Source organism: Devosia sp. (assembly GCF_048261455.1).
Taxonomy (GTDB): domain Bacteria; phylum Pseudomonadota; class Alphaproteobacteria; order Rhizobiales; family Devosiaceae; genus Devosia_A.
Map to the genome: position 1 here is coordinate 307,145 of NZ_JBLXGA010000001.1, position 11,692 is coordinate 318,836.

General features: G+C 66.6%; 12 protein-coding genes. 6 read left to right on the plus strand and 6 right to left on the minus strand.

The annotated features are described in order from the left end of the window. The first annotated feature begins 52 nt into the window (after positions 1-52). Positions 53-874 carry a thermonuclease family protein gene (locus tag ACN0TK_RS01555; RefSeq protein ID WP_417307667.1) on the plus strand — a complete coding sequence of 274 codons (822 nt, stop codon included), beginning with the start codon at positions 53-55 and terminating at the stop codon, positions 872-874. After that, positions 871-2,325, plus strand: coding sequence for a M48 family metalloprotease (locus tag ACN0TK_RS01560; protein WP_417307668.1), 1,455 nt, complete (start codon positions 871-873; stop codon positions 2,323-2,325). The genes ACN0TK_RS01555 and ACN0TK_RS01560 overlap by 4 nt, the downstream gene beginning before the upstream one ends. A 5-nt stretch (positions 2,326-2,330) precedes the next feature. Here the strand turns inward: ACN0TK_RS01560 and ACN0TK_RS01565 are convergent, their stop codons facing one another. Next, positions 2,331-3,686: a sensor histidine kinase gene (locus ACN0TK_RS01565; protein ID WP_417307669.1), complete on the minus strand. Its 1,356-nt coding sequence runs from the start codon at positions 3,684-3,686 to the stop codon at positions 2,331-2,333. After that, the gene (locus tag ACN0TK_RS01570) at positions 3,683-4,345 is read right to left on the minus strand and encodes a response regulator (RefSeq protein ID WP_417307670.1); all 663 of its coding nucleotides are present in this window, start codon (positions 4,343-4,345) and stop codon (positions 3,683-3,685) included. The genes ACN0TK_RS01565 and ACN0TK_RS01570 overlap by 4 nt, the downstream gene beginning before the upstream one ends. Positions 4,346-4,547: 202 nt before the next feature. Here ACN0TK_RS01570 and ACN0TK_RS01575 point away from each other — a divergent pair, with 202 nt between their 5' ends. Beyond that, a complete protein-coding gene (locus ACN0TK_RS01575; RefSeq protein WP_417307671.1) occupies positions 4,548-5,024 on the plus strand; it encodes an SH3 domain-containing protein in 477 nt (158 codons plus the stop codon). A gap of 7 nt (positions 5,025-5,031) precedes the next feature. Here the strand turns inward: ACN0TK_RS01575 and ACN0TK_RS01580 are convergent, their stop codons facing one another. After that, positions 5,032-6,225: a pyridoxal phosphate-dependent aminotransferase gene (locus ACN0TK_RS01580; protein WP_417307672.1), complete on the minus strand. Its 1,194-nt coding sequence runs from the start codon at positions 6,223-6,225 to the stop codon at positions 5,032-5,034. A gap of 86 nt (positions 6,226-6,311) precedes the next feature. Next, positions 6,312-6,728: a winged helix-turn-helix transcriptional regulator gene (locus tag ACN0TK_RS01585; protein WP_417307673.1), complete on the minus strand. Its 417-nt coding sequence runs from the start codon at positions 6,726-6,728 to the stop codon at positions 6,312-6,314. A gap of 89 nt (positions 6,729-6,817) precedes the next feature. On the opposite strand from ACN0TK_RS01585, the gene ACN0TK_RS01590 reads away from it, so the two are divergent. Both ACN0TK_RS01590 and ACN0TK_RS01595 read left to right on the plus strand, forming a co-directional pair. Continuing rightward, a complete protein-coding gene (locus tag ACN0TK_RS01590; RefSeq protein WP_417307674.1) occupies positions 6,818-7,297 on the plus strand; it encodes a VOC family protein in 480 nt (159 codons plus the stop codon). Between the two features lie 306 nt (positions 7,298-7,603). Continuing rightward, complete coding sequence (locus ACN0TK_RS01595) at positions 7,604-9,895, plus strand: methyl-accepting chemotaxis protein (protein ID WP_417307675.1); 2,292 nt, start codon at positions 7,604-7,606, stop codon at positions 9,893-9,895. A 103-nt stretch (positions 9,896-9,998) separates the two neighbouring features. Here ACN0TK_RS01595 and ACN0TK_RS01600 read toward each other — a convergent pair whose 3' ends face one another. Next, positions 9,999-10,421 (minus strand): nitroreductase family deazaflavin-dependent oxidoreductase, encoded by a 423-nt coding sequence (locus tag ACN0TK_RS01600; protein ID WP_417307676.1) that lies wholly within the window; start codon positions 10,419-10,421, stop codon positions 9,999-10,001. Positions 10,422-10,518: 97 nt separating this feature from the next. Continuing rightward, the gene (locus ACN0TK_RS01605; protein ID WP_417307677.1) at positions 10,519-11,115 is read right to left on the minus strand and encodes a TetR/AcrR family transcriptional regulator; all 597 of its coding nucleotides are present in this window, start codon (positions 11,113-11,115) and stop codon (positions 10,519-10,521) included. A gap of 215 nt (positions 11,116-11,330) precedes the next feature. Between ACN0TK_RS01605 and ACN0TK_RS01610 the strand changes: the two genes are divergently transcribed. Next, a partial coding sequence (locus tag ACN0TK_RS01610; protein ID WP_417307678.1) for an alcohol dehydrogenase catalytic domain-containing protein occupies positions 11,331-11,692 on the plus strand: 362 nt, incomplete at its 3' end.

Sequence of the window (11,692 nt, forward strand, 5' to 3'; positions counted from 1 at the left end):
CAATTTCGCCGCAATTACATGCTGCATCCTCAGAAGTGGACAGAGGCCTCAATTGCTGGCGACGACCAAACTCAAAACTGCTGCCCTGGCGCTGCTGGCGAGCCTGCCGGTGAGCCTTGCTGCGGCCTGCGACGGGCTGACCGAGGGGCCGGCTGGCACGGTGGTGTCGATCAGCGACGGCGATACCGTGCTGCTCGACAATGATGTCGCCGTGCGGTTGATCGGCATGCAGGCCCCCAAGCTGCCGCTGGGGCGCGAGGGGTTCGAAGCCTGGCCCATGGGCACCGAATCGAAACAGGCGCTCGCAGCCCTGGTCGATGGCAAACGGGTGCGCGTCATGCATGGCGGCGAGCAGTGGGATCGCCACGGCCGCGCCCTGGGCCAGCTGTTCGTCGAAAGCCCCGATGCCGCGACACCCACCGTGTGGGTGCAGCACGAAATGGTGGCGGCCGGCATGGCGCGGGTCTATTCGTTTCCCGACAACCGGCGCTGCGTGGCCGAATTGCTGGCCACCGAAAGCCGGGCCCGCGCGATGAAGCTTGGCATCTGGGCTGATCCCTATTACAGCGTTCGACGTGCGGATCGCCCCATGCAACTTGCAGGGCGCGCTGGTCATTACGAACTGGTCGAAGGTCGTCTGCTCAGTGCCGAAAAGGTCGGTGGGCGCGTCTATCTCAATTTCGGTCGTTCCTTCAAAGAGGATTTCACTGCGGTGATCGACGGCGGTGCATTGCGTCTGTTTGACTCGCTGGGGCTCGATCCGTTGCGGCTCGAGGATGCCCTGGTGCGGGTGCGTGGCTGGATCGACGTGCACAACGGGCCGCGGATCGATGTGACGCATCCCGAGCAGATCGAGGTTCTGGCCACCCGATGAGTTCACGGATTCACATGGCTCTGGCGGGCGCCGGCCTGGCGCTGCTGCTGGCGAGCTGTTCAAGCCTCGCCCCGACCGTCATGACCGGCGGCAACGGCGCCACGCCGGTACAGGCAACGGGCGACGAGAGCGAAGACGACGTCATCGGCCGGCGCGAACATCCGCGCATCCTCGCCACCTATGGCGGCATCTATTCGGACCGGCAGGCCGAAATCGCGGTGGCCCGCATCGTCGGGCGGCTGCTCGCCGCTGCCGATCAGCCGAACCAGAAATTCACCGTCACACTGCTCGACACCGCCGACGTCAATGCCTTCGCGTTGCCGGGGGGCTATGTCTATGTCACGCGCGGCCTGCTGGCGCTGGCCTCCGACACCTCCGAACTGGCCGCCGTACTGGCGCATGAAATCGCGCATGTGACGCTGCGCCATGCCCGGGCGCGCACCAATCGGGCGCGCACCAACGAGATCGTCGACAAGGTGGTGACGGGGGTCTTCGGGGCCGATCTCGAAACCGACCAGACCGCCAATCGCTCGCGCGTCTCGATGGCCGCGTTCAGCCAGCAGCAGGAGCTGGCAGCGGACAAGGAAGGCATCATGATTGCCGGCCGCGCGGGCTATGATCCGCATGCGGCGGCGCGCTTTCTGGGCGCCATGGGCCGGTTCGCGAAATTCTCGGCGGGTGACGCCGGGCAGGAGGCCGACTTTCTCTCCTCGCATCCCTCGACGCCCGACCGCATCCAGAAGGCGGTCGAGACGGCACGCGGCGCCTTCGGGGCGCCCGGGCTGGGCGAGGCCGACCGCGAGGCCTATCTCAACGGCATCGACGGCATCACTTTCGGCGACAGCCCGGCGCATGGCGCCATCGCGGGCCGCAGCTACATCAATCCGAAGCTGAAGTTCACCTTCTCGGTGCCGGCCGGCTATTCGCTGCAGATGTCCAAAGGCGCAGTGGTCGGCGTCGCCGGTCAGGGCGAGGCGGTGCGCTTCGACAGCGCCGAGGTCCCGGCGTCGATGGGGCTCGAGGACTATCTCAAGTCCGGCTGGATCGCAGGCCTGCAGCCGGCAACGGTTAAGCGCGAAAAGACCAATGGCTTCGACATGGCCTCGGGTATTGCGGTGACGCCGCAATGGCATTTCCGCGTCGCGGTAGTGCGCAACGAGGGCCAGGTGTTCCGCTTCATCTTCGCGGCCAAGGACGACACGGCGGATTTCCGCAAGGCGGCCGATGCGACGCTGAAGAGCTTCCGCGCCACCACCAGCAAGGATCTCGCCAAGGTCCGTCAGCTCGCGGTGCGCACCGTGGTGGCAACCAGCGGCGACACGGCAGATACGCTGGCTGCCAGGATGGCCGGCATGAGCCGCGGCAAGGACCTGTTCTACATCCTCAACAATCTCTACCCCGGCGATCCGGTCACGGCCGGCGCGCGCTACAAGATCGTCGCCGTCGAGTAGGGCGGTCAGCCCCTCGGCAGGGTCAGGCGGGCGCAAAAGCCGTCCGCCCGTCCCGGTGCGGGCGACAGCAGCTCCAGCGTTCCGCCGACCTGCGCCAGAATGGCCGTGACGATGGCGAGGCCTAGCCCTGTCCCCGGCGCCGTGGCATCGCCGCGCTCGAAACGCTGCACCAGTTTGGCGAGGGTTTCGGCCGGTACCGTTTTGGCGGCGTTCAGCACTTCGACGACGTTGTCGGCGGCCAGCCGGATCGTCACATTGCCGTCCGCACCATGGCTGAGGGCATTGTCGATCAGGTTGCGCATGACGATGCCGAAGGCGTCGATATCGAGCGGGGCGGCAAGGCTCGCCCCTTCGGTCAGTTCCAGCGTCACGCGCGCGCCTCGGTCGGCGGCGAGCAGGCGCAGGGCCGGCAGCAGGTCATGCGGCGCGGCGGGCGCCATGCCAGCCTCGGCGCGCGCCAGCTGCAGCAGCTTTTCGGCCAAGGCCCCGAGCCGGGCCAGCGATTGCGCGACCTGCCGGGCCCGCTCGCGTGGCGCCCCGTCGGCCAGTTCAGCAATCAGCCGCTGCACCTGCGCCAGGCTGCCGGCTATCGGGGTGCGCATTTCATGGGCGCTGTTGGCAGCGAAGGCGCGTTCGGCGCTCAGCGCGGCACGCAGCCGGTCGAGCAGCCCGTTCACCGACTCGGCCATGGGGCGCAGCTCGAGGGGCAGTGTGTCGGTGGGCACCGGATCGAGATGGGCGGCATGGCGTTCGGCGACCGCCGCGCTCAGCTGATGGACGGGGCGCAACCCGCGTCGCACCGCATAGAAAATCCCCAGCGCCGATAGCGGCAGCATGGCGACGAGCGGCAGCAGCAGGGCGAGGATCGCGCCCCCCAGCGTCTCGTCGCGGTGCTCCAATTCCTCGGCCACATGGAGAAACAGCCGCTGGTTTCGGCTCGCCACGGTGAACACCCGGTAGCCGTCGATATCGGCAAAGCTGTCGTCGGTCAGGGGCACGTCAAATGGCTTGTCGGGCGCATCATGCGACAGCATCAGGATTCGGCCGTCGCGGTCACGCAGCTGATATACGATGTATTCACTCTCACGGTGCCCCCCGGGCCGCATGCCATAGCGGCGGTCGAAGCCGCGATCGAAGGGCGCATCACGGTCGCCGTCGCGGTCGTCCAGCGTGTCCTCCGCCAGGGGCATCAGCCGTTCGGCAGTCTCGCGCAGTCCGGCGTCGAAGGCTTCCGCCAGTTCGCCGCGCAACACGGCGGCCGAGGCCAGCGCACCCAGAAGCCACAGCAGCGCGGCGCCTGCCGTCAGCCACAGGATGAGGCGGCGGGTCAGGCTGGGCGGCCGGTGGTGCGATGGTCTCATTGCTCTGCCGCCAGGCGATAGCCGAGCCCGCGCGCGGTATGGATCAGCCCGGCGCCGAGCTTCTTGCGCAGCCGGCTGACATAGACCTCCACCGCATTGGATTCGACTTCGGCGCCAAAGGCGAACAGCGCATCCTCGAGCTGGCTGCGCGACACCAGCAGGCCGGGGTGCTGGGCCAGCCGGTCGAGCACGGCCCATTCGCGCCCGGTCAGGTCCAGCGGCTTGCCGTCGCGCGCCACGTGCCGGTGCGCCAGGTCGAGCTCCAGCGGCCCGAGCTGCAACAGGGGATTGGGGTTGCCGGCATAGCGGCGCGCCACGGCGCCGAGCCGGGCAATCAGCTCGTCGAGATCGAAGGGTTTGACCAGATAGTCGTCGGCGCCGGCGTTCAGCCCGTCGATCCGCATCGACAGCTGGTCCATCGCCGTCAGGATCATCACCGGGGTCGCCTTGCCCTCGCGCCGCAAGGCGCGAAGGAAATCGAGCCCGCGGCCATCCGGCAGACCGAGATCGAGCAGGATCAGATCATAGGGCGTCGCGGCGCGTGCCTCGGTGGCGTCGTCGAGCCGGCGCATCCAGTCGACCGCGTGGCCTTCGGCGCGCACATGGTCCCGCAGCGCGCCACCCAGCGCCTCGTCGTCTTCCACCAAAAGGATGCGCATGACCTCACTTCTCCAACGCGCGCCGATCGCACCGCAGCCTGACACCAGCCTTACAGCGAAGCCGCTGCGCGGTGGGATCTGCCGGCGCGCCGCAGCGCCACATTAAGATTAACACGGCGTAAATGCGGCAAAGACGGAACTTGTGCGGTACCAGATCATTCTAGTCGCGAACATAATGGCTTGTACGAGGGATACACAGCAGATGGCCCGCACCTTTCACCCCATCGTCGCCTTCGCTGGTGTGCTGGCGGTTTCCACCGCCGTCATCGTTGGCGCGCTGAGCTACACCGCCTCCGAGCTTTCCGTAGCCGTCGCGCAACTGCCGCCAGTCAAGGCGAATGTGCGTCAGGGCTATGTCTCGTCGCTGCCCGAGGTGAAACAGTCCGATTTCAACATCGCCCGCGCCGTGCCCGTTTCGGTCGACATGACGGCGAAAGCCGCGGTCTTCACCGAACTGCCGAGCGCGCCGGAGCCGGCGGCGCCGACCTTCACGCATCGTGTCGCCGTCAATGGGCTCAACGTGCGCTCGCAGCCCTCAAAGCATGGCCAGAAGCTGTTCGCCATCCGGGGCGGCAGCGAGGTTTCGGCGCTCTCCTCGAAGGGCGGCTGGACGCGGGTACGTCTCGATGACGGCCGCAGCGGCTGGGTCTGGGGCCAGATGCTGGCGTCGCTGAACTAGGCGCTGCTCAGCCCAGAAAACGCCGCAAGCGCTCGAGGCCGTCGGCGAGCTTTGCCGGCGTTGCCGAGTGGCACCAGCGCAGCCAGCCGCGCCCCTCCGGGCCGAAGGCGGCGCCGGGGGCGAGGCCCAATCCGACCTCCGCGACCAGCCGCTGCGCCAGCGCCAGCGTGTCGTCCTGCCCGTCGATCGCAAAGAACACATACATCGCGCCGCCCGCCTCCGGCACGGTTACGCCGGGCAGGGCGCGCAGCCCCTCGACCAGCAGTGCCCGGCTCTCGCTCAGCCGCGCCTTCAGCGCCGTCACCTCGTTCTCGCCCTCGGTCACCGCCACCGTCGCGGCGCGCTGCATCGGCTCGGGAATGCAGGAGGTGTTGTATTCGATCAGCTTGGTCAGGTCGGCCTGCAGCACTTCGGGAAGCACCAGCCAGCCAGTGCGAAAGCCGGTCATCGACCAGGCTTTCGAGCAGCTATTGGCCGAAATGATCCGGTCCCCGTCTTGATAGCGCGTCAGGAATGACGGGGCCGAGCGCCGCGCTGGATCGTAGATTAGCCGCTCATAGACATCGTCGGCCACGATCCAGATGCCATGCCTGCGGCAATGCGCGGTCAGCGCATCCACCGCCGCGTCATCGATGGTCCAGCCGGTCGGGTTGTTCGGCGAGTTGACGATCAGCAGGCGCGTCTCGGGCGTCAGCGCCGCCAGCAGCCGGTCGAGATCGAGGCTCCAGCGCCCGTCCGCCACGCTCAGCGGCACGCGCACCACATCGGCGCCGAGGATCTGCGGGATTTCCGTGACATTGGGCCAGAGCGGCGTCACCGCCACCACCCGGTCGCGCGGCGACAGCAGCATCTGGCTCGCCAGCATCAGACCCGACAGCCCCGAACTCGTCGCGGCAATCCGGTCCGGCGCAATCGGCCTGCCGTGCAGCGTGCTCAGATAGCCGCTCAGGGCTTCGCGCAAATAGGGCCGGCCAAGGTTCTGCGAATAAAAGGTCTCGCCGCGTTCGAGCGAGTGCATCGCCGCCTCGCGGATGAAGCCTGCCGTCGGCAGGTCGGATTCGCCGAACCAGAACGGCAGGATATCGTCGCGTCCCATGCCGGCATTGGCGACATCGCGGATCAGCGACGGCTTCAAGGCCTGCGCCACCGGGCGCGCCTCGGGCAGAAACCGTGCGGGCGGGGCGCCGGGCGTATCGAGCATGGTGAGATCCAGAAAGGGCGAGAATGACCGCCGCACCCTAGCCGCGCCGCGACCCCGCCATCAAGGGGCCGCACAGGCGGCAGGCTTCACGGCGCGTCCAGCAATCGCGCACGCAGCGCCGCCATGAAACCCTCGCGGTCTGCGTCATAGGCGGCGTGCAGCCCCGGCGGTGGCTCCGCGCCCTCATGGGCAATGCCCCAGCGCCCGAGTTCCAGCAGCGCCGGGGCCAGGGCGATCCCTTTCTCGGTCAGTCGATAGAGATGCCTGCGGCCATCTTCGGGGTCGGGTGCGCTGGTCAGAATGCCGCCCGCCTGCAAGCTGGCCAGCCGGCTCGCGAGGATATTGGTCGCGATCGCCTCGGGCGCCGCGCGGAAATCGGAATAGGTGCGCGCGCCGCCGAACATCAGGTCGCGCACGATCAGCAAAGACCAGCGGTCGCCCAGCACTTCGAGTGCGGCGTTTACAGGACAGGTGGAGCGGCGTGTGGGGTCAGTTTCGGCCATGGCTTTTGATAGTCAAATCGCTTGCGCTTCGCAAGTAAACATGCTTGCATATTGCAAGTTAAATGACCGCTGCCGGAGGAGACCCAGCGATGCCATCGGACCCCGCCTTCACCCAGACCATGCAGATCGGCATCGTGGTGCCGGACGTCGAAATCGCCGCGCGCCGCTATGCCGAACGCTTCGGCATCACCGGCTGGCAGGTGATGGAGGTCGGGTCCGAGAACACCGAGAATGTGCGCCTTTATGGCCAGCCGCGCGACTGGCGCTCGAAGATCGCCGTCACCATGGTCGGCAGCGTTATGTGGGAGCTGATCCAGCCGATGGCCCCGGATGACCTGTTCGGCCGTTTCCTTGCGCAACGCGACGGCGCCGGCGGCGTCCACCACATCGCCGTCAGGACCCCGGACTTCAAGCAGGTGATCGCCGACGAGGCGGCCGCCGGGCACCAGTCGATCCTCAGCGGCACGTTCAGCGGTGTCGAGGTCCACTACCTCGACACCGAGCGCGATCTCGGCGTCATCCTCGAGGTCTTCAGCCACCTGCCCGACGGCGTGCCGCAGCCGGGCTAGCCGCGTCCCTTAGAACAGCACGTCGCCCACGGTGCGGCCGTTGCCCTGCAACGCCCCAAAGATGATGCCGCCTCCCCGCGCGCATCCCTGCATGGCTGGGCCCGATTTCAACTGCATGCGCGGGTGGCTACGGCGGCGGCGTCGTCCGCGCCAGCCGCCCCGCGCTCGTCCCTTAGGGGCCGCTTATCGCAAAATTAGACCTTTGCCTCCAGTTTACCGGCTCGGGCAGGGGTCTTCGTCGTATCTCGAATGCGCCTCTCCGGGTGGCACTATCGGAAGCGTTTTGTGTTCGAAGGGATAAGATCTTTGCAGACCCTCCAGCTCGGATTGCGTGCTAAACTGCTTGTCATGGCGTCCGTGACCCTCGTCACGGTTGCCGCCGTGGCCACCGTCTATTTTCTGCTCGATGCGCGGATTGGCGCCGCGTCGCGCGATGCGGAACAGGCCGCGGAGCGTGTTGCCGAGCTTGCTGAGGCGCAGACTTTGGCGCTCGAGCTGCTGAGCCACACAGAGGCCTTTCTTATCGAGCCGACGGAAGAAAGTGCGGCCACGGTGACCGAAGAGGCTGCCGAGCTGCAGTCTTTGCTGCCCGGTCTCGCCAACGCACCCGAGGTGCAATCGGCACTCAGCTCGATGCCCGCCGCCGCGGAACAGGTTGTCTCCGAGCTGACCCAGCTGGGCCTCAACGAAAACGAGGGTCTGCAGGGTTCGCTGCGTGCCAGCGTGCGTGGCGTCGAGGGCCAGCTCAACGGTCTGATCGAGGGCGGTCTCAACCTCGACGGACTGATGGTCAAGATGCTGATGCTGCGCCGGCATGAGAAGGATTTCATGCTGCGCGAAGACCCGAAATATGTCGACAGATTTGCAGATGCGATTACCGAGTTCACCGCCGCATTGCCCCTGTCGCCGCTGCCCGTGCTGACGCAGCGTCAGCTCGCTGAGGCGATCGATGTCTATCGCGCCGAGTTCGGCGCCTATGCCGTGGGACTTCTGGCCCTCTCCGATACGATCCACGCGTTCGAAGATGACGTGAACGAGGCTTCAGCCATCGCCAGCGAACGGCTGGCCGGGGCCGAGGCGCGCAGGGCAGCCGCCCAGGCGGATCTTGCCAGCCTGCGTGCAAGCATGACGACGACGCTGACCGTGACCTTCGTTGTCGCCGCCATTCTGGCGCTGGTTCTCGCGTTCTTCATCTCGCGGGCCATTTCCCGACCCATCGTGGGTATGACCGCCGCGATGCAGCGACTGGCCGATGGCGAGCTCGATGTCGATGTTCCCGGCCGCACGCAGCGCGACGAAATCGGCGCCATGGCGGGGGCGGTCGAAGTGTTCAAGCAGAACGCCATCCGGGTCAGCGAACTCGGGGTCGAGGAAGCGGCGCGTGCTGGAGAGACGCGTGCGCGCAACGAGGCCGGTGTCGCGCTGATTGCGAGCCTGTCCGATGTCGTCGAGCATGCCATCGCCGGCGATTTCAGCCGGCGCGTCCAGGGCAATCCCAAATATGAAGACCTGCAGTCGGTGGCGACCGGGGTCAACGATCTGCTCGAAACCGTCGATGGCGGCATCAGCGAAACCGGCCGGGTGCTTGCGGCCCTGGCGCGTATGGATCTGACCGAGCGGATGGAAGGCACCTATCACGGCGCTTTCGCCAAGCTGCAAACCGACACCAATGCGGTGGGCACCAATCTGATCGATATCGTCGGGCAGTTGCGCGACACATCCGGTTCGGTCAAGGCGGCGACGGGCGAAATCCTCACCGGCGCCAATGATCTGGCCGAACGCACCACCAAGCAGGCGGCGGCGATCGAAGAGACCAGCGCGGCGATGGAGCAACTCGCCAATACCGTTTCCGAGAATGCCAAGCGCGCCGACAGCGCCAGTGAAAAGGCACAGTCCGTTTCGCAGACGGCCAGCGAAACCGGCGACGTCATGGAGCGCTCGACTGACGCGATGCAGCGCATCACCGAATCCTCGGCGAAGATTTCCAACATCATCGGGCTGATCGACGACATCGCCTTCCAGACAAACCTCCTGGCGCTCAATGCCTCGGTGGAAGCGGCGCGCGCCGGCGACGCTGGCAAAGGGTTTGCGGTAGTTGCGATCGAGGTGCGCCGGCTGGCGCAATCGGCCGCGCAAGCCTCGTCCGATGTCAAGGCGCTGATCGAACAGTCGTCGGGCGAAGTGGCCGGGGGCACGCGGCTGGTCGCCGAGGCTTCGCAGAAGCTCGGCACCATGCTCGAGGGCGTACGCGAAAGCGCCTCGCTGGTCGAAGGCATCGCCTCAGCGAGCCGCCAGCAGTCGACCGGCATTGCCGAGGTCACCTCCGCCATCCGCCAGATGGACGAGATGACCCAGCACAATGCGGCGCTGGTGGAAGAAACCAATGCGGCGATCGAGCAGACCGAGGCGCAGGCCACCGAGCTCGACAGGATTGTTTCGGTCTTCGTGGTCGATGCCGCAGGGCAGAGGGCTGCGCCGGAAGCGGCTCCGGCGCCCAAGGGCATCAAGCGGCTGCAAGCCAAGGTGAAGTCTGTCGCGAGCACCTATCTCGGCGGCGGGGCCAAGACCGCGGTCAATCAGGACTGGAGCGAGTTCTAGGCGAAGCGTAGGCCGCTCAATTGCGCGCGTAAATCAAAAGGCCGGGAAAATCTCCCGGCCGTTTTGCAATTCAGTGCCTCACACTGCTCTGCGGTCCGGCCGATCAGCGGCGAGCCAATGCGATGACGGGAATTGTGCGGTCGGTCTTTTCCTCATATTCCGCAAATTGCGGATAGAGGGTCGCCTGTCGCGCGTAGATCGCATCGCGTTCACCGCCCTCGATCTCGCTGGCGTGCACCGGCAGGCGCTCGATCTCGCTGCCATCGCCAACCGAGATCTCGATATCGGGGTGGGCGATGAGATTGTGGTACCAGTCCGGGTCGCTGGGGGCGCCGCCATAGGAGGCGAAGACATACCAGCGGTCGTCCTGCCGCTCCTGCAGATACATCAGCGGCAGGGTGCGATCGGCACCGGATTTGGCGCCAATGGCATGCAGCAACAGCACGGGCTTGCCCTCGAACGGCCCGCCGGGCTTGCCCTTGGTGCGGTGGAAATCGGCCATCACCATGTCGTTGAAGTCACTCATGTCCCAAAACCCTCCGTTTGCGCTCTATCCCATAGCTAGGCCGCGACCGGATGCAGGACAAGGGCGATCTCCCCTGCGCCGCTGGTAGGCGCCCCATTCAGCCGGCCCCGGTCCGGATGATCTGGGCGATCAACTGCTCGATATCGACGCCCGGGTGCATCTTACTGGCGACCGCCTGCAGCCGGCCGTCGATCAGCAGCGATGCGAGCCCATGCACCATCGACCAATGCGCCATCGCCGTGTTCAGCGCCTGCGGCGACGTGGGCAGGACCGGCCCGTCATCAGCCTCCGGCGGCAACAGAAGCATGAAGGCGGCGGCGCCTTCGCGCTCGAGCGCGGCATTGGTCCAGTCGAGCTGCTCCGAGCGGAACATCAGCCGGAACAGGCCGGGTGCGGCACGGGCGAAGCCGACATAGCCGCGGCTGACGGCGAGGGCGCGCGCGTCGGGGGTCGGCGCAGCGGCAGCGACTTCCGCCGCGATCGTTTCGCGAAAGCGGACGAAGCCGGCAGCCGCCAGTTCGCTCAGCAATCCTGCAAGGCTGCCGAAGTGATGGGCAGGCGCCGCGTGGGAGACGCCCGCTTCCCGCGCCGCGGCACGCAGGGTCAGGGCCGTGATGCCGTCGCGCTCAAGGATGGTCCCTGCGGCGGCGATGAGCGCCTCGCGCAATGCGCCGTGGTGATAAGCCTGTTTCATCGTCAATCCTTACACCGACAAGATTTGTCTTGACCACCGGGAGCTCCGCACACATAGATATTGACAGTGTAAAGATTGGGTCGGCAGTGATGGTTCACGACAGAGAATTCGGCGCAGACAGTGCGCAAGAGGCGTCGCGCCTTGGCCCTGAAACAGGCAATGCTGCGGCGTGGCAGATGGCGAAACAGAGCGCCCTGTCCGTCGGACCAGCGCCAATGCCCAGCCCCGGGCCCAACGAGATCGTCGTTCGCAACCGCGCCGTGGCCATCAACCCGATCGACTGGATCGCGCAGGCTCTGGGCGACTTGTTCTTTTCCTGGATCAGGTTTCCATTCGTTCTGGGGTCCGACAGCGCCGGCGAGGTGGTCGCCGTTGGCAGAGGTGTCACCCGCTTCAGGCCCGGCGATCGGGTGCTGGGCCATGCTGTCGGGCTCGACAAGGCGTGGACCAGCGCTGCGGCCGGCAGTTTTCAGCTCTACACCGTCTTGCTCGAGCACATGGCGTCGCCGATGCCCGATGGGCTGGACTATGTCCGGGCAGCGGTGCTGCCGCTGGCGCTCTCCACGGCTGCGGCCGG